A 16,003-nucleotide genomic window follows, 5' to 3' on the forward strand; every position below is an offset into this window, starting at 1 on the left:
CGGCCCAGCGGCGGGTGGCCGCAGGTCGAAACCGCGTCGAGACTCAGGGCTCCGGCCACCTAGACTTGCCCCATGATCCGCCGAATCGACCTTAGGGGCAGCGACGCTGCCGTCGACTACCGCGCTGCGCTGCCGCGCGCCGAGTTCGATGTCGAGGCGGCAACTCATGCGGTGCGTCCGATCATCGAGGCGGTCCGCGAGCGCGGCGTCGAGGCAGTGATCGAGCTGACCGAGCGGTTCGACGGTGTGAAGCTGGACGAGATCGCGGTCCCGGCCACCGTGCTGGATAAGGCCCTCTCGGACCTCGCCCCCGAGGTGCGGGCTGCGCTGGAGGAGTCGATCCGGCGGCTGCGGACCACCTGCGAGGCCGATCTGACGCCGGACAAGGTGATCGAGGTGGCCCCCGGTGCGGTGATCACCCACCGCAAGGTCCCCGTCGACCGCGTCGGCCTGTACGTACCGGGCGGCGTGGCGCCGCTGGTCTCCACCGTCGTGATGAACGTGGTCCCGGCTCAGGTGGCGGGCGTCCCGTCGATCGCTCTGGCGACGCCGCCGCAGCGTGAGACCGGGATGCCCGACCTGACCACCCTTGCCGCCTGTGCGCTGCTCGGCGTCGAGGAGGTCTACGTCGCCGGTGGCGCCCAGGCCGTCGCGATGCTGGCGCTCGGAGCCGGCCCGTGCAAGCCGGTGAACATGGTGATCGGTCCCGGCAACCTCTACGTCACCGCCGCCAAGCGGCTGCTCCGCGGCGAGGTCGGGATCGACTCCGAGGCCGGCCCCAGCGAGATCGCCATCCTGGCCGACGAGACGGCTGTCCCGGCCTTCGTCGCCGCCGACCTGATGACCGAGGCCGAGCACGGCGGCACCTCGGCCTCACTGTTGATCACCGACTCGCCGGAGCTCGCCGACGCCGTCGACGTCGAGCTGGCCAAGCAGGTCGCCGCCGCCCCGCACGGTGCTCGGATCGCCGACGCCCTCGCCGGCCAGCAGTCCGCCGTCGTCCTCGTGGACGACGTCGAGCAGGGACTCGACGTCGCGAACGCCTACGCCAGCGAGCACCTGGAGATCCACACCCGCAACGCCGCCGAGATGGCCGGCCGGGTCCGCAACGCCGGTGCCGTCTTCGTCGGCGCCTTCTCGCCGGTCGCGGTCGGCGACTACTGCGCCGGTTCCAACCACGTGTTGCCGACCAGCGGCTGTGCCTGCCACTCCTCGGGCCTAGCGGTCTCCGCCTTCCTCAAGGAGATGCACGTCGTCGACTACACCCGCGAGGCCCTCGCGGAGGTCGCCGCCCATGTCGAGATCCTGGCCAACGCCGAGGACCTGCCCACCCACGGTGCCGGTGTCACGGTGCGATTCGCCGGTGACGACCGGTGACCGCGCTGCCCTGGCCCCCGCTACGTGACGCGCTGGTGGGGGAGGTGCCGTACGGCGCCCCACAGATCGACGTCCCGGTGCAGCTGAACACCAACGAGAACCCGTACGGGCCGTCGGCCGAGGCGGCAGCCGACATCGCCGACTCGGTTCGCGAGGCTGCACTCACCCTGAACCGGTACCCCGACCGCGAAGCGTTTGCGCTGCGCGCCGGCCTGGCCGACTACCTCAACGCCGACGGCGGCAAGGGGCTCACCGAGGCCAACCTGTGGGCGGCCAACGGCTCCAACGAAGTGATGTTGCAGCTGTTGCAGGCGTTCGGTGGCCCCGGACGGGTGGCGCTCTCCTTCGCGCCCACCTACTCGATGTACCCCGAGTACGCCCGCGACTCGCTCACCGAGTGGGTCGCCGGACGACGGGAGAGCGACTTCAGCCTCGACCTGGAGGCGGCGCGCGCCAAGGTGCTGGAGACCCAGCCCGCTGTGGTGCTGCTGCCCAGCCCGAACAACCCGACCGGGACGGCGTTGCCGCCCGAGGCTGTCGCGATGCTCTGCGAAGCGGCCGGCAACGGCATCGTGGTGATCGACGAGGCGTACGGCGAGTTCCGCCGCGAAGGCGTGCCGAGCGCGTTGGAGGTCCTCCCCGAGCACCGCAATCTGGTCGTCACCCGCACCATGAGCAAGGCGTTCGCCCTTGCCGGTGCCCGGCTCGGCTACCTTGCAGCGCACCCGGAGGTGGTCGACGCCGTCCGGGTGGTGCGGCTGCCGTACCACCTCTCCGCGGTCACCCAAGCGGTCGCGCTGGCCGCGCTGCGGCACGCCCCCGAACTGCTCGGCAAGGTCGCCGAATTGCGCGCCGAGCGCGACGACACCGTCGCATGGCTCCGTGAGCAGGGCTTCACGGTCGCCGACTCGGACGCCAACTTCGCGCTGTTCGGCACCTTCGCCGACCGGCATGCGGTGTGGCAACAACTGCTCGACCACGGCGTCCTGATCCGTGAGTCCGGGCCCGAAGGTTGGCTGCGGGTGTCGATCGGCACCCCAGAAGAGATGACTGCGTTCAAGAACGCCCTCGTGGCGGTAGTGGAGGAGAACCGATGAGCCGGATCGCACGCATCGAACGGAGCACCAAGGAGTCGTCGGTGCTGGTCGAGGTGAACATCGACGGCAGCGGCAAGACCGACGTCTCGACCGGCGTCGCCTTCTACGACCACATGCTCGACGCCTTCGGTCGGCACTCGCTGGTCGACCTCACCGTGCGCAGCACCGGTGACACCCACATCGACGCGCACCACGTCGTCGAAGACACCGCGATCATCCTGGGCCAGGCCCTGCGCCAGGCGCTGGGCGACAAGAAGGGCATCCGTCGCTTCGGCGACGCCACGGTGCCGCTCGACGAGGCGCTGGTCCACGCGGTCGTCGACGTCTCCGGTCGTCCCTACTGCGTGCACAGTGGTGAACCAGCCGGACAGACCTACGTCCAGATCGGTGGCGGCAACGGTGGCGTGCCGTACCTCGGCTCGCTGACCAAGCACGTCTTCGAGACGGTCGCCTTCCACGCCCACATCGCCCTGCACGTGCGGGTGCTGGCCGGCATCGAGCCGCACCACGTCGTGGAGACCCAGTTCAAGGCGTTCGCTCGGGCGTTCCGCGACGCCGTCGCCTTCGACCCGCGCGAGACCGGCGTCCCGTCGACCAAGGGCACCCTCGAAGGGGAGGGCCAGTGAGCCCTAGGGTCGTCGTCCTCGACTACGGCTCTGGCAACCTCCGCTCCGCGGTCCGCGCGGTCGAACGGGCGGGCGCCGAGGTCACCTTGACCTCCGACTTCACCACCGCGCTGGAGGCCGAAGGTCTGTTGGTGCCTGGCGTCGGTGCGTTCGAGGCCTGCATGAAGGGCTTGCGCGCGATCAAGGGCGAGCGGATCATCGGACGGCGCCTCGCCGGCGGCCGTCCGGTGCTCGGCATCTGTGTGGGCATGCAGATCCTCTTCTCCCGGGGAGTCGAGCACGGCGTGGAGACCGACGGCTGCGACGAGTGGCCCGGTGTCGTCGAGCGGCTGCAGGCACCGGTGACCCCGCACATGGGGTGGAACACCGTCGAGGTCCCGCAGGTCGAGGGCCAGCCCACCCAGCTCTTCGCCGGCGTCGAGGACGAACGGTTCTACTTCGTGCACTCCTACGGGGTGCGGGACTGGAAGCTGGTCACCAACGACCGCACCCGGGCACCCCTGGTGACCTGGGCCGAGCACGGTGGCGACCGGTTCGTCGCCGCGGTCGAGAACGGCCCGTTGAGCGCCACCCAGTTCCACCCTGAGAAGTCCGGTGACGCCGGCGCGGCCCTGCTGCGCAACTGGGTCACCTCGCTGTGACGCGGGCCGCCACGGCACCTGCCGCGGCGCCCCATCTGCTTCCCTTCCCGCCTGTGAAAGGTGATCTCGTGTCTGACTACCTCCAGCTTCTTCCCGCCGTCGACATCCGTGGCGGCCAGGCGGTGCAACTCGCGCAGGGCGTGAGCGGCACCGGCAACGCATACGGCGACCCGCTCACCCAGGCGCTGCGCTGGCAGGAGGCCGGCGCCGAGTGGCTGCACCTGGTCGACCTGGACGCCGCCTTCGGTACCGGCGACAACTTCGAGAAGAAGGCCGAGATCGTTCGCACCCTCGACATCAAGGTCGAGATGACCGGCGGTATCCGCGACGACGCGTCGCTGGAGAAGGCGCTGGCCACCGGGTGCGCCCGGGTCAACATCGGCACCGCCGCGATCGAGAACCCCGAGTGGTGTGCCCGCGCCATCGCCGAGCACGGCGACCGGATCGCGATCGCTCTCGACGTCCGGGGGACGACGCTGGCCGGCCGTGGCTGGACCTCGGAGGGCGGCGACCTCTACGAGACGCTGGCCCGGCTCGACGCGGAGGGCTGTGCCCGGTACGTGCTGACCGACGTCAACAAGGACGGGATGCTGGAAGGTCCCAACCTGGACCTGTTGCGCGCCGTCTCGGCCGCTACCTCCTCGCCGGTCATCGCTTCCGGTGGCGTCACCTCGGTCGCGGATCTGGTCGCCTTGAACGACCTGGTCGCGGGTGGCGTCGAGGGCGCCATCATCGGCACCGCTCTCTATGAGGGCCGGATCGACTTCGCCGAGGCACTGGCTGCGACCAAGGGCGGTGAGCGATGACGCTCGCGGTCCGGGTTATCCCGTGCCTGGACGTCGACGGCGGCCGGGTGGTCAAGGGGATCAACTTCGAGAACCTGCGCGACGCCGGTGACCCGGTCGAGTTGGCTCGCCTCTACGACCGCGAAGGTGCCGACGAGCTGACCTTCCTGGACATCTCCGCCTCGGTCGAGGCGCGTGGCACCACGATGGACATCGTCTCGCGCACCGCCGAGGAGGTTTTCATCCCGTTGACCGTCGGCGGGGGAGTGCGGGAGGTCGCCGACGTCGACCGACTGCTGCGGGCCGGTGCCGACAAGGTCGCCATGAACACCGCCGCGATCAACCGTCCCGAGCTGATCAGCGAGGTCGCCGACCGGTTCGGCAACCAGGTGCTGGTGCTGTCTGTGGACGCCCGCCGGGTCCGCCCGGGTGGCACGCCGACCGACTCCGGTTACGAGGTCACCACGCACGGCGGCAAGAAGGCGGTGGAGGGTATGGACGCCGTGGCCTGGGCGATCCGTGCCGCCGAGTTGGGCGTCGGCGAGATCCTGCTCAACTCGATGGACGCGGACGGAACCCGGGACGGTTTCGACATCGAGATGATCGAGCGGGTCCGCCGCGAGGTCTCCATCCCGGTGATCGCATCCGGTGGTGCGGGCAAGGTGGAGGATTTCGCGCCCGCCGTCGAGGCCGGTGCCGACGCCGTCCTGGCTGCCTCGGTCTTCCACTTCGGCACGCTACGGATCGGCGACGTCAAGCAGGCGTTGGCCGCCGCCGGCCACCCCACCCGCTGACCCGAACCGTCACACATACGCCCCGAACCGTCACGCATGCGCGCCGAACCGTCAGTCGCACGCGCCGAACTGTCGCGCATACGCGCCGAGCCGTCACATGCATGGAATCAACTGACGGTTCGGCGCGGTTGACTGACGGTTCGGCCCGAATTAATGACGGTTCGGGCGATATGCCTGACGGTTCGGGAATGGGGCGGGCGAGAGAGAGGTTGCTCAGGGGTGCGTGAGGGATTCGCAGTACTTGGTGTGGCGATTCGGCGTGAGCCGTGGGTCTTCGCGGTGTCGACGCTCGGGAGCATCCTGTTCGGTGCGTTGACGGTCGCCGATGCGTGGGTGTTGGGATGGTCCACGCAGCATGCGGTGATCCCGGCGTTCCGTGACGGCGAGATCGGCGCGGGGGTGCTCTGGGCGGTCTTCGGGCTCTTCGTCGGTGTCGCGATCCTGCGTGCGGTCGGCATCGTCGCCCGTCGGCTCGGCGCCGGCATCATGCAGTACCGGATGCAGGCGCACTACCGGCGCGCGGTCACCCGTAAGTACCTCGACCTGCCCGTCGCGTGGCACCAACGGCACCCCACCGGCGAACTGCTCTCCAACGCGAACGCCGACGTCGAGGCCGCCTGGGGCCCGATCGCCCCGCTGCCGATGGCGGTCGGCACCGTCGCGATGCTGGTGATCGCGGTCGGTCAGATGCTGTGGACCGACCTGGTGCTCGCCGCAGTGGGCCTGCTGGTCTTCCCGTGCGTGGTGATCGCCAACGTGATCTTCCAGCGGCTCTCCTCCCCCCTGATCACCCGTGCCCAGCAGCTCCGCGCCGAGGTCAGCGAGATCGCCCACGAGTCCTTCGAGGGTGCTCTGGTGGTGAAGACCCTGGGCCGCGAGGAACAGGAGACCGAGCGGTTCGCGGCCAAGGCCACCCAGCTCCGTGACCAACTGATCCAGGCCGGTCGGGTCCGTGCCGCCTTCGACCCGGTTCTCAGCGCCCTGCCCAGCATCGGCGTACTCGCGGTCCTGGCGGTCGGGGTCTCCCGCGTCGACGCCGGCAGCAGCAGTGCCGCTGACGTGGTCACCATCGCCTACCTGCTCACCGTGGTCGCCTTCCCGATCCGTTCGATCGGTTGGCTCCTCGGCGACTTCCCGCGCAGCGTGGTCGGGTTCAACCGGGTTCAGGCGGTGCTCGAGGCCACCGAGCGCACCGACTACGGTCCGCAGGCGCTGCCGAGCGGCGAGCGGCACGGCCTCCGCCTCGAGGTCGCCGACCTGGCCTACACGTATCCCGACGGCCAGCCGGTGCTGAGCGACGTCACCTTCACCATCGAGCCCGGCGCGAGTGTCGCACTGGTGGGGGAGACGGCGTCCGGCAAGAGCACCCTGACCTCGTTGGTCACCCGTCTCGTCGACCCGGACGCCGGTGCTGTCCGCGCGGACGGCGTCGACCTGCGTGAGCTGGCCCGCGGCGAACTGCCGACGGCGGTGGCGCTGGTCGGGCAGACGGCCTTCCTCTTCGACGACACGGTGCGCGGCAACGTCACCCTGGGCGGCGAGTTCAGCGACGACGAGGTGTGGTCGGCGCTTCGGGTGGCGCAGGCCGACGGCTTCGTCGCGGCGCTCCCCAATGGCCTCGACACCCGGCTGGGCGAGCGCGGTGCCTCACTCTCGGGCGGTCAGCGGCAACGCCTGGCGCTAGCCCGCGCGCTGGTCCGTCGCCCCCGCCTGCTGATCCTGGACGACGCCACCTCAGCCGTCGACCCGGAGGTGGAGGCCCGGATCCTGGCGGCACTCCGGCCCGAGGGCGCCGAGCGCGCCGACGGAGCCAGCCTGCTGGTCGTCGCCTACCGCAAGGCGACGATCGCGCTGGCGGACGAGGTGGTGCACCTCGCCGAAGGTCGGATCGCGGGACGGGGCAGCCACGCCGAACTGCTGGCCGCCAGCACCGACTACGCGACGTTGGTCAACGCGTACGACCACGACGCCGACCAACCCGCGGCTGCGGCGCAGAGCGAGGCACGATGAGCGCCACCTTGGGCACCGGCGACGAACTGCGCGCCATCGAGACGATCCGTCGGGGGATGCAGCATTCGCCTGAGCTGCGCCACGGTCTCGGCCTCACCCTCTTTCTCGCGGTGCTCGCGACCGGCGGTCAGGTGATCGTGCCGATCGCGGTGCAGCAGACGCTCGACAACGGCCTCGGTGGCTCCGGCGGCGTCGATGTGGGCTTCGTGGTCCGGATGGGCCTGCTCGCCGGGCTCGCCGTCGTGTTGACCGGAGTCGCTTCGTTCCTGATGACGACCAGGCTCTTCCGCCAGGGCGAACGCGGCCTGGCCACCTTGCGGATCAAGGCGTTCCGCCATGTCCACGATCTGCCGGTGCTCACGCAGAACACCGAACGCCGCGGTGCTTTGGTCTCTCGGGTCACCTCGGACGTCGACCAGGTGAGTCAGTTCCTCGTCTTCGGCGGCATCCTCTTCATCGTCAGCATCGGTCAGGTACTGGTGGCGACGGTGATCATGCTCGTCTACTCGTGGCAGTTGACCCTCGTGGTCTGGATCGCCTTCCTGCCGCTGCTGCTCAGCCTGCGGTACTTCCAACGCAAGCTGTCGTTGGCTTACGGCGTGGTGCGTCAGCAGGTCGGCGTGCTGCTCTCCGCGATCGCCGAGCCGGTGGTCGGGGCCGAGGTGGTCCGCTCCTACGGCATCGAGTCCCGCACCCAGCAACGGATCGACGCCGCCGTCGACGAGTACCAGGCGGCCAGCACCCGGGCGCAGGGCTTCACCGCGTTCTCCTTCTCCCTCGGTGGCCTCTCCGGCGGCCTGGCCAATGCGGGTGTCCTGATCATCGGTATCTGGCTGGGCTTCGCGGGAGAGATCACCGCCGGCGAGGTGTTGGCGTTCGCCTTCCTGGTCACGCTCTTCGTCGGCCCGATCCAGATGGGTACCCAGATCCTGACGGATGCGCAGAGCGCGATCGCGGGTTGGCGCCGGGTGATCGCGGTGCTCGACACCCCGGCCGACCTCCACGACCCGGGCGAGGCGGGCAAGGAGCTGCCGCCAGGCGCCGTCTCGGTGGCGTTCCGCGACGTCAGCTACGCCTACCCGGGTGGTCCGCCGGTGCTGCGTGATGTCGACCTGACGATCGAGCCGGGTACCCGGATCGCGATCGTCGGCGAGACCGGCTCCGGGAAGTCGACCTTCGCCAAGCTGCTGACCCGGTTGATGGACCCGGTCGCCGGCCAGGTCCTGCTCGACGACGTCGACATCCGTGACGTCGCCAGTGCGTCGCTGCGGCGCTCCGTGGTGCTGGTGCCCCAGGAGGGCTTCCTCTTCGACGACACGCTGCGGGCCAATGTCCGCTACGGCCGGCTCGACGCCAGCGACGAGGAGATCCTGGACTCGGCGCAGGCGCTCGGCCTGGCCGACTGGCTGGACGGGCTTCCCGCAGGACTCGACACCCGGGTCGGCCAGCGCGGCGAGTCGCTCTCAGCCGGCGAACGTCAACTGGTGGCGCTGCTCCGCGCGCACCTGGCCGACCCCGACCTGCTGGTGTTGGACGAGGCGACCAGCGCGGTCGACCCGCGCCTGGAGATGCGGATCGGGCGGGCTCTGGAGCGGCTGATGGCGAACCGGACCTCGGTCACCATCGCGCACCGGATGAGCACGGCTGAGAACTCCGACGAGGTGATCGTCGTCGACGCCGGCCGGATCGTGCAGCGGGGCCCGCACGCCGTCCTGGTCACCGAGCCCGGTGTCTATGCGGGACTGCACGCGTCATGGGTGGCCCAGCAGAGTGCGACAATGGGGCAGTGACAGTTCTCGACCCCACGATCGCTCAGCGCCTCAAGCGCACCACCGACGGCCTGGTTCCCGCAGTCGTCCAGCAGCATGACACCGGCGAGGTACTGATGCTCGGCTGGATGGACGACGAGGCGCTGGCCCGCACCCTGACCACCGGCCGGGCCACCTACTGGAGCCGGTCGCGCGAGGAGTACTGGGTGAAGGGCGAGTCCTCGGGCCATCGGCAGTGGGTCAAAGAGGTGCGCCTCGACTGCGACGGCGACACCCTGCTGGTCAAGGTCGACCAGGAGGGCGCGGCCTGCCACACCGGGGACCGCACCTGCTTCGACGCCGCGCTGCTCGGGCCTGCCGAGGCGTTGGCGTGAGCGACCGCCGGCGGGCCAGCTTCGGGCCGCTGGTCCTGCTGGGTCTGGCTGCCGGGGCGCTGGCCGCGGTCAGCGCCGGCAAGGACCAGGTCCGCATCGACCAGAGCGACCTGGACAGCCTGAAGCTCGGCACAGCGACCATCGAGATGGCGACCGACGGCACCGCGAACCTGCCCCTGGCCCAAGCCCTGGCGTTGGTCGCCCTGGCCTCGTGGGGCGTGCTGTTGCTCACCCGCGGCACGTTCCGTCGGTTGGTCGCGGTGCTCGCCGCGTTGGGCTCGGTCGGGGTGCTGGTCGCCGCCGTCGTCGGAATGGTCGGCCTACGTGAGGATTTCGCTGCCGACACCGTGGTGAAGGTCGGGATGCCGGCTGAGGTCGCCGACGCGTTCTCGGTGCACATCACCGGCTGGTTCTGGGCGCTGCTGGTCGGTGGACTGCTCTGCGTCGTGGCCGGTGTGCTGGCTGTCCGACTTGCCCCGTTCTGGCCGGAGATGGGGAGTCGCTACGACGCCCCGACCGGCCAAGGCAGCGCCAACACGGGGACGGCGGAGATAGAGGAGCAGAGCAACCTGGATCTGTGGAAGCAACTCGACGAGGGTCGCGACCCGACCGAGTAACTGATCAACTAGACTCAGCGCGGCGTTTGTCTGCATTACAAGGAGAGAACTGGCATGTCTGCACACCACGGCAACACCCCGGCGGCATGGACCGGAGTCATCGTTGCCCTGGCCGGCTTTCTTGTCGGCAGCATCGGCGTGATGAACGACCCCGTGAAGATGCCGATCTTCTGGGCGGGGATCGCACTGCTCCCGATCGCTTTCATCGTCTTCATCGTGATGGACAAGATGGGGTTTGGCGACAGCTGAGTTCCTGTCCCAGCGTTCGCGCCGGGTGGTCGCGCCTCTAGCCGTGGGCGCGACGGTTCTGGCTGCCTCGGTCGCGCTGCACTTTCGGGACCCCCACGAGCAGGGCTCGTGGGGGATCTGCCCGACGAAGGTGCTGACCGGTTGGGACTGTCCCGGTTGTGGTGGCCTGCGGGCCGTCCACGACCTCACCGACGGCAATCTGGCGGCAGCCGCCTCCAGCAATTTCTTGCTGGTGATCGCGCTGCCGTTCTTCTTTATCGGCTGGGTGCTCTGGCTCCGCCGGTCGTGGCGCGGTGAACGGGTTCGCCTGATGGATTGGTCGACGCCGTTCGCAGTCACCGTGCTGCTGGTGCTGGCGGTCTTCGCCGTCGTGCGCAACCTTCCTGCAGGGTCGTGGCTGGCCGCAGGTTGAGCCACCTCGGACCGGGTTCGGGCCGAGGTGAGAGGCTAGTGAGCAGATTCTCAACGGGAGGTTCCCTGCATGTCCGTGCTCGACGACATCGTCGCCGGAGTCCGTCTGGATCTGGCCGAGCGCCAGGCCAGGATCAGCGACGACGAGATCCGCGCGCTTGCAGCCGCGGCCCCGGCCCCGCGTGACCCGATGCCGCACTTCCGCGGCAGCGGGATGAGCGTGATCGCCGAGGTCAAGCGGAGCAGCCCCAGCAAGGGTGCGCTCGCCGAGATCACCGACCCCGCCGCGCTGGCTTCGGCCTACAGCCGGGGCGGCGCTGCCGCGATCAGCGTCTTGACCGAGGAGCGTCGCTTCAAGGGATCGCTGGACGACCTGCGCGCGGTGCGTGCGGCGGTTGAGACGCCCTTGCTGCGCAAGGATTTCATGGTCACCGAGTACCAGATCCACGAGGCCCGCGCCGCCGGGGCCGACCTCATCCTGTTGATCGTGGCGTCGCTCGAGCAGTCGCTGTTGACCCGCCTGCACGAGGAGGCGCGCAGCCTCGGGATGACGGTCCTGGTCGAGGTCCATGACGCCGAGGAGACCCGCCGTGCGGTCGACCTGGGCGCCGAGTTGATCGGTGTCAACGCGCGCAACCTGAAGACCCTCGCCGTCGACAACGACACCTTCGCCCGGCTCGCTCCGTTGATCCCCGATGACCGGGTCCGGGTCGCCGAGTCCGGGATCACCGGTGTGGCTGATGTGCAGCGGTTCGCCGACGAGGGCGCCAGCGTGGTGCTGGTCGGCGAAGCGCTGGTCAAGGACGGAGACCCTGAGTCCGCAACCCGGGCACTGAGCGCGGTCCGCGCCAGCAGCCCCAACCCTGCAGGAGCGTGATGAGCACCCGATTCGACGCCGACGAGCGCGGATTCTTCGGAGACTTCGGTGGGCGGTTCATGCCCGAGGCCCTGGTCGCGGCTCTCGACGAGTTGGACGTCGCCTGGCGCGGCGCGATGGCCGACCCGGAGTTCACCGGTGAGTTCGACCGGATCCTGCGCGACTACGCCGCAGTGCCGTCGAAGCTGTACCACGCGGAGCGGCTCTCCGAGGCGGTCGGCGTCAAGGTGCTGCTCAAGCGTGAGGACCTCAACCACACGGGTGCCCACAAGATCCGCAACGTGATGGGTCAGGCCCTGCTCACCAAGCGGATGGGCAAGACCCGGGTGATCGCCGAGACCGGCGCCGGCCAGCACGGTGTCGCCAGTGCCACCGCCGCGGCCTACTTCGGTCTCGACTGCACCGTCTACATGGGCGCCGTCGACACCCGTCGGCAAGCGCTCAACGTGGCCCGGATGCAGTTGCTGGGCGCCAAGGTGGTCTCGGTCGACTCCGGCAGCGCGACCTTGAAGGACGCGATCAACGAAGCGCTGCGCGACTGGGTGGCCACGGTCGACGAGACCGCCTACCTCTTCGGCACCGCTGCCGGACCGCACCCGTTCCCGAGCATGGTCCGCGACTTCTGTCGCGGCATCGGTGACGAGGCCCGGGCCCAGTGCCTGGAGCAGTACGGCGCACTGCCGGATGCGATCGCTGCCTGTGTCGGCGGCGGCTCCAACGCGATCGGCCTCTTCGCCGGATTCCTGGACGATCCCGAGGTCGCCATCTACGGCTTCGAAGCCGGCGGCGACGGCGTCGAGACCGGGCGGCACGCCGCGACGATCGGTGCCGGCGCCAGTGGCGTCCTGCACGGGGCCCGCACCTTCGTGCTCCAGGACGAGGACGGCCAGACCATCGAGTCGCACTCGATCTCGGCCGGACTCGACTACCCGGGCGTCGGCCCGCAGCACTCGCACTTGGCCCGGATCGGCCGGGTCGCCTACGAGTCGGTCACCGACGCCGAGGCGATGGACGCGATGGCGCTGCTGGCACGCAGCGAAGGCATCATCCCCGCCATCGAGTCGTCGCACGCGCTGGCCGGTGCCCTGCGGATGGCCCCGAAGCTCCGCGAGGAGAAGGGCGACGAGGCGATCCTGCTGATCAACCTCAGCGGCCGCGGTGACAAGGACATGGGCACTGCGATCGAGTACTTCAACCTGGGACAGGGAGACGACCAGTGAGCGTCAAGCCCGCATTCGACAAGGCCCGTGCCGAGGGCCGAGCCGCGCTGGTTGGTTACCTCCCGGCCGGGTTCCCGGACATCGACGGGTCGATCGAAGCGATCAAGACGATGGTCTCGGCCGGCGTCGACGTCGTCGAGATCGGTCTGCCGTACTCCGATCCGGTGATGGACGGCCCCACCATCCAGGCCGCTGCTCAGCAGGCGCTGGAGGGCGGGATCCGGATCACCGACGTGCTACGCACCGTCGAGGCTGTCGCCGCGACCGGCGTGGCCACCGTGGTGATGACCTACTGGAATCCGGTCGAGGCCTACGGCGTCGAGCGGTTCGCCACCGACCTAGCCTCCGCCGGTGGCTCCGGCCTGATCACCGCCGACATCACCCCGGACTACGCGCCGGAGTGGATCGCCGCAGCAGACGCTCGTGATCTCGACAAGATTTTCCTGGTCGCGCCGTCGTCGACCGACGAGCGGATCGCGATGACCACCGCCAACTGCCGCGGTTTCGTCTACGCCACCGCGGTGATGGGCGTGACCGGGGCGCGCGAGGCGACCAGCGATCTGGCCGGCCCGTTGGTCGCCCGGACCAAGGCGACCACCGACCTCCCGGTCGGCGTCGGGTTGGGCGTCTCCAACGGCGACCAGGCGGCCGAGGTCGCGAAGTTCGCCGACGGCGTGATCGTCGGTTCGGCCTTCGTACGGGCCCTGCAGACGCCGGACCGGGCCGCCGGTCTGAAGGAACTGGCCAGGTTGACCGAGGACCTGGCGCAGGGCGTCCGCCGTGGCTGAACGCCGACTCCGGACCCGGCTGGTCGGTGCCGTACTGGCGCTCGGCCTGCTGGCGAGCGCCTGTTCCTCGACGGAGCCCGACGGTGAGATCAGCGCCGTCGACATCACCGAGACGCCGTACCAGGTCCCGCCGGTCTCGTTGATGGCGACCACCGGTGGCGACTACTCGCTGACCGAGGACTCCACGAAGCCGTTCACCCTGGTCTTCTTCGGCTACGTGAACTGTCCCGACATCTGCAAGATGGTGATGTCGAACATCGCCTCGGCGTTGACCCGGGTCGACGACAAGGTGCGCGAAAAGGTCGACGTCGTCTTCGTGACCACCGACCCGGCCCGCGACACCACCCAGGCACTCAGCGGCTACCTGAACCGGTTCGACCCGAGCTTCATCGGGCTGACCGGAAAGATCGAGCCGCTGCGCGCGGCCGCCGAGGGGTTCCACGTGGCGTGGCAGAAGGGTAAGAAGTTGCCGGGCGGCGGCTACGACGTCACCCACGGCACGCAGATCTTCCTGGTCGACGGCGATGATCAGGTTCCGTACTTCTGGAAACAGGACACCTCGGCCGCGGTACTGGCCGAAGACCTCACCCTGCTGGTGAAGGAGAGCTGATGAGCGTCTGGAGCATTCCCAGCCCCGCGGAGTCGATCTGGCACCTAGGACCGGTGCCGATCCGCGGCTATGCCTTGTGCATCGTGGCGGGAGTGCTCGCGGCGATCTGGATCGGCGAGCGGCGTTGGGTCGCGCGCGGGGGAGAGAAGGGCCAGATCGCCGACCTGGCGATCTGGGCGGTGCCGTTCGGCATCGTCGGTGCCCGGCTCTACCACGTGGCCACCGATTGGCAGCTCTACTTCGGTGAGGGCAAGGACCCGATCACGGCGCTCTACGTGTGGCGCGGTGGGCTCGGCGTCTGGGGCGGTATCGCGATGGGTGCGCTCGGTGTGGTGATCGGCGCCCGGGTGATGGGCCTGCGGGTGCTGCCCGTGCTGGACGCCCTTGCTCCCGGTGTCCTGGTCGCCCAGGCGATCGGCCGGTTCGGTAACTGGTTCAACCAAGAGCTGTTCGGCAAGCCCACCGATCTGCCCTGGGGCCTGGAGGTCAGCGACCAGGTCGCGGAGGCTGCCGGGTACGCCGCCGGGACGCTCTTCCACCCGACCTTCCTCTACGAAGCCCTGTGGAACGTAAGCGCCTTCGCGCTGCTGATCTGGCTGGATCGCCGGTTCAAGATCGGCCACGGCCGGATGGTCGCGCTCTACGTGATGGCCTACACCCTGGGCCGCGGCTGGATCGAGAGCCTGCGCATCGACAACGTCCAACTCGACGACGTCGGCGGCCTGCGCTGGAACGTCTGGACCTCGATCATTCTGTTCGCGTTGGCCCTGGCCTGGTTCGTCTATTCCAACCGACGCTTCCCCGGCCGCGAGGCTCAGGTCTACCGTGAGGGGCGTGGACCAGGAACTGAGTCAGTCGACGCCGCCGCAACCGTCGACGAAGCCGAAGAATCTTCCGCATCGGAGTCGGACCCGGCCCGATCGTCCGACTCCGACTGAGCCGGCGTCCCACGACCATGACCTCGACGGCGGCTGGCTCCGGCCGGCGGTCTTCGGGGCGATGGACGGCCTGGTCTCCAACGCAGCACTGATCGCCGGCGTCGCCGGAGGTACCCAGGGCGGCGCGTCGAAGGCGGTCCTGCTGGCCGGCTTCGCCGGTCTGGCGGCCGGTGCCTTCTCGATGGCGGCGGGGGAGTACGCCTCAGTCGCCAGTCAGAGTGAGGCGGCCGAACGCGCGATCGCGATCGAGCGGCGCGAGATCATCGCCAACCCGGAGGCCGAGCGCGCCGAGCTGGCCGACGCACTGCGGGCCAAGGGTCTGGAGGCCGAACTGGCCGACGAGGTCTCCCGGCAGGTCCACCGTGACGTCGACAAGGCCGTCGCGGTGCACTCGATGGAGGAGTTCGGCGTCGATCCCGACGACCTGGCCTCTCCGATGCTGGCCGCGGTCTCCTCCTTCATCTCCTTCACCCTCGGTGGCGTGGTGCCGCTGCTGCCGTACCTGCTGGGTTTTCCGAACGTGCTCTTCGCGCTCGTGCTGACCCTGGTCGCGCTCTTCGGCTGTGGCGCCGTGGTGACCCGATTGACGTCGCGGCCCTGGTGGTTCGGAGGCCTGCGCCAGGCGGCTCTGGGCGGCGCGGCGTTCGCGCTGACCTGGGGGATCGGCTCGCTGGTGGGCACCGGTCTGGGCTGAACCAGCGGGGTCGGGGTGGTGAGATTCGAGTCACGGTGATGTGTCGCTGAGGTTTCGCGGCGTCTACAACTACGTATCCAGGTGCTACGCTGTCCCTCCGTTCGGGCCAACGTCGTCCCCTGCGAG

At 69.5% G+C, this 16,003-nt stretch carries 18 protein-coding genes; all 18 read left to right on the forward strand.

All coding sequences use genetic code 11. The features are described from left to right. Positions 1-72: 72 nt before the first annotated feature. The 18 genes from hisD to ACLM5J_RS17975 all read left to right on the forward strand — a co-directional run bounded on the left by hisD (position 73) and on the right by ACLM5J_RS17975 (position 15,877). Positions 73-1,377 (forward strand): histidinol dehydrogenase, encoded by a 1,305-nt coding sequence (gene hisD / locus ACLM5J_RS17890; RefSeq protein ID WP_413657866.1) that lies wholly within the window; start codon positions 73-75, stop codon positions 1,375-1,377. A gap of 5 nt (positions 1,378-1,382) precedes the next feature. Beyond that, on the forward strand, positions 1,383-2,474 hold the full coding sequence (locus tag ACLM5J_RS17895; protein WP_413657948.1) for a histidinol-phosphate transaminase: 1,092 nt from the start codon (positions 1,383-1,385) through the stop codon (positions 2,472-2,474). Then, on the forward strand, positions 2,471-3,100 hold the full coding sequence (gene hisB / locus ACLM5J_RS17900; protein ID WP_413657868.1) for an imidazoleglycerol-phosphate dehydratase HisB: 630 nt from the start codon (positions 2,471-2,473) through the stop codon (positions 3,098-3,100). Before ACLM5J_RS17895 ends, hisB begins: the two co-directional genes overlap by 4 nt. Next, entirely contained in the window at positions 3,097-3,741 is a 645-nt protein-coding gene (gene hisH, locus ACLM5J_RS17905) for an imidazole glycerol phosphate synthase subunit HisH (RefSeq protein ID WP_413657870.1), read from the forward strand. Before hisB ends, hisH begins: the two co-directional genes overlap by 4 nt. Before the next feature lie 68 nt (positions 3,742-3,809). Next, entirely contained in the window at positions 3,810-4,547 is a 738-nt protein-coding gene (priA, locus tag ACLM5J_RS17910; protein ID WP_413657872.1) for a bifunctional 1-(5-phosphoribosyl)-5-((5-phosphoribosylamino)methylideneamino)imidazole-4-carboxamide isomerase/phosphoribosylanthranilate isomerase PriA, read from the forward strand. Then, positions 4,544-5,320, forward strand: a complete 777-nt coding sequence (gene hisF / locus ACLM5J_RS17915; protein WP_413657874.1) for an imidazole glycerol phosphate synthase subunit HisF — start codon at positions 4,544-4,546, stop codon at positions 5,318-5,320. The genes priA and hisF overlap by 4 nt, the downstream gene beginning before the upstream one ends. Positions 5,321-5,539: 219 nt before the next feature. Beyond that, positions 5,540-7,330 (forward strand): ABC transporter ATP-binding protein, encoded by a 1,791-nt coding sequence (locus ACLM5J_RS17920; RefSeq protein WP_413657876.1) that lies wholly within the window; start codon positions 5,540-5,542, stop codon positions 7,328-7,330. Then, entirely contained in the window at positions 7,327-9,120 is a 1,794-nt protein-coding gene (locus tag ACLM5J_RS17925; RefSeq protein ID WP_413657878.1) for an ABC transporter ATP-binding protein, read from the forward strand. The genes ACLM5J_RS17920 and ACLM5J_RS17925 overlap by 4 nt, the downstream gene beginning before the upstream one ends. Continuing rightward, the gene (gene hisI / locus ACLM5J_RS17930; protein WP_413657880.1) at positions 9,084-9,473 is read left to right on the forward strand and encodes a phosphoribosyl-AMP cyclohydrolase; all 390 of its coding nucleotides are present in this window, start codon (positions 9,084-9,086) and stop codon (positions 9,471-9,473) included. The genes ACLM5J_RS17925 and hisI overlap by 37 nt, the downstream gene beginning before the upstream one ends. Beyond that, the gene (locus tag ACLM5J_RS17935) at positions 9,470-10,090 is read left to right on the forward strand and encodes a Trp biosynthesis-associated membrane protein (protein WP_413657882.1); all 621 of its coding nucleotides are present in this window, start codon (positions 9,470-9,472) and stop codon (positions 10,088-10,090) included. Before hisI ends, ACLM5J_RS17935 begins: the two co-directional genes overlap by 4 nt. Positions 10,091-10,144: 54 nt before the next feature. Further along, complete coding sequence (locus ACLM5J_RS17940) at positions 10,145-10,339, forward strand: HGxxPAAW family protein (RefSeq protein ID WP_413657884.1); 195 nt, start codon at positions 10,145-10,147, stop codon at positions 10,337-10,339. A 43-nt stretch (positions 10,340-10,382) separates the two neighbouring features. Then, positions 10,383-10,751: a DUF2752 domain-containing protein gene (locus tag ACLM5J_RS17945; protein ID WP_413657886.1), complete on the forward strand. Its 369-nt coding sequence runs from the start codon at positions 10,383-10,385 to the stop codon at positions 10,749-10,751. Between the two features lie 69 nt (positions 10,752-10,820). After that, positions 10,821-11,627 (forward strand): indole-3-glycerol phosphate synthase TrpC, encoded by an 807-nt coding sequence (trpC, locus tag ACLM5J_RS17950; protein WP_413657888.1) that lies wholly within the window; start codon positions 10,821-10,823, stop codon positions 11,625-11,627. Next, on the forward strand, positions 11,627-12,847 hold the full coding sequence (gene trpB / locus ACLM5J_RS17955) for a tryptophan synthase subunit beta (RefSeq protein WP_413657890.1): 1,221 nt from the start codon (positions 11,627-11,629) through the stop codon (positions 12,845-12,847). The genes trpC and trpB overlap by 1 nt, the downstream gene beginning before the upstream one ends. Beyond that, positions 12,844-13,635, forward strand: a complete 792-nt coding sequence (gene trpA, locus ACLM5J_RS17960; protein ID WP_413657892.1) for a tryptophan synthase subunit alpha — start codon at positions 12,844-12,846, stop codon at positions 13,633-13,635. The genes trpB and trpA overlap by 4 nt, the downstream gene beginning before the upstream one ends. Then, the gene (locus tag ACLM5J_RS17965; RefSeq protein WP_413657894.1) at positions 13,628-14,245 is read left to right on the forward strand and encodes an SCO family protein; all 618 of its coding nucleotides are present in this window, start codon (positions 13,628-13,630) and stop codon (positions 14,243-14,245) included. The genes trpA and ACLM5J_RS17965 overlap by 8 nt, the downstream gene beginning before the upstream one ends. Beyond that, on the forward strand, positions 14,245-15,183 hold the full coding sequence (gene lgt, locus ACLM5J_RS17970) for a prolipoprotein diacylglyceryl transferase (RefSeq protein ID WP_413657896.1): 939 nt from the start codon (positions 14,245-14,247) through the stop codon (positions 15,181-15,183). Before ACLM5J_RS17965 ends, lgt begins: the two co-directional genes overlap by 1 nt. Next, complete coding sequence (locus tag ACLM5J_RS17975; RefSeq protein ID WP_413657898.1) at positions 15,080-15,877, forward strand: VIT1/CCC1 transporter family protein; 798 nt, start codon at positions 15,080-15,082, stop codon at positions 15,875-15,877. Before lgt ends, ACLM5J_RS17975 begins: the two co-directional genes overlap by 104 nt. The last annotated feature ends 126 nt before the right edge of the window (positions 15,878-16,003 follow it).

It is taken from the genome of Nocardioides sp. Bht2 (assembly GCF_047308515.1).
Classification (GTDB): Bacteria; Actinomycetota; Actinomycetes; order Propionibacteriales; family Nocardioidaceae; genus Nocardioides.

Bases quoted from the DNA above. Each gene is read 5' to 3' on its own strand.
- hisD (WP_413657866.1), top strand. From the start codon at position 73: ATGATCCGCCGAATCGACCTTAGGGGCAGCGACGCTGCCGTCGACTAC.
- hisB (WP_413657868.1), top strand. From the start codon at position 2,471: ATGAGCCGGATCGCACGCATCGAACGGAGCACCAAGGAGTCGTCGGTG.
- hisF (WP_413657874.1), top strand. From the start codon at position 4,544: ATGACGCTCGCGGTCCGGGTTATCCCGTGCCTGGACGTCGACGGCGGC.
- ACLM5J_RS17925 (WP_413657878.1), top strand. From the start codon at position 7,327: ATGAGCGCCACCTTGGGCACCGGCGACGAACTGCGCGCCATCGAGACG.
- hisI (WP_413657880.1), top strand. From the start codon at position 9,084: ATGGGTGGCCCAGCAGAGTGCGACAATGGGGCAGTGACAGTTCTCGAC.
- ACLM5J_RS17940 (WP_413657884.1), top strand. From the start codon at position 10,145: ATGTCTGCACACCACGGCAACACCCCGGCGGCATGGACCGGAGTCATC.
- trpC (WP_413657888.1), top strand. From the start codon at position 10,821: ATGTCCGTGCTCGACGACATCGTCGCCGGAGTCCGTCTGGATCTGGCC.
- trpB (WP_413657890.1), top strand. From the start codon at position 11,627: ATGAGCACCCGATTCGACGCCGACGAGCGCGGATTCTTCGGAGACTTC.
- lgt (WP_413657896.1), top strand. From the start codon at position 14,245: ATGAGCGTCTGGAGCATTCCCAGCCCCGCGGAGTCGATCTGGCACCTA.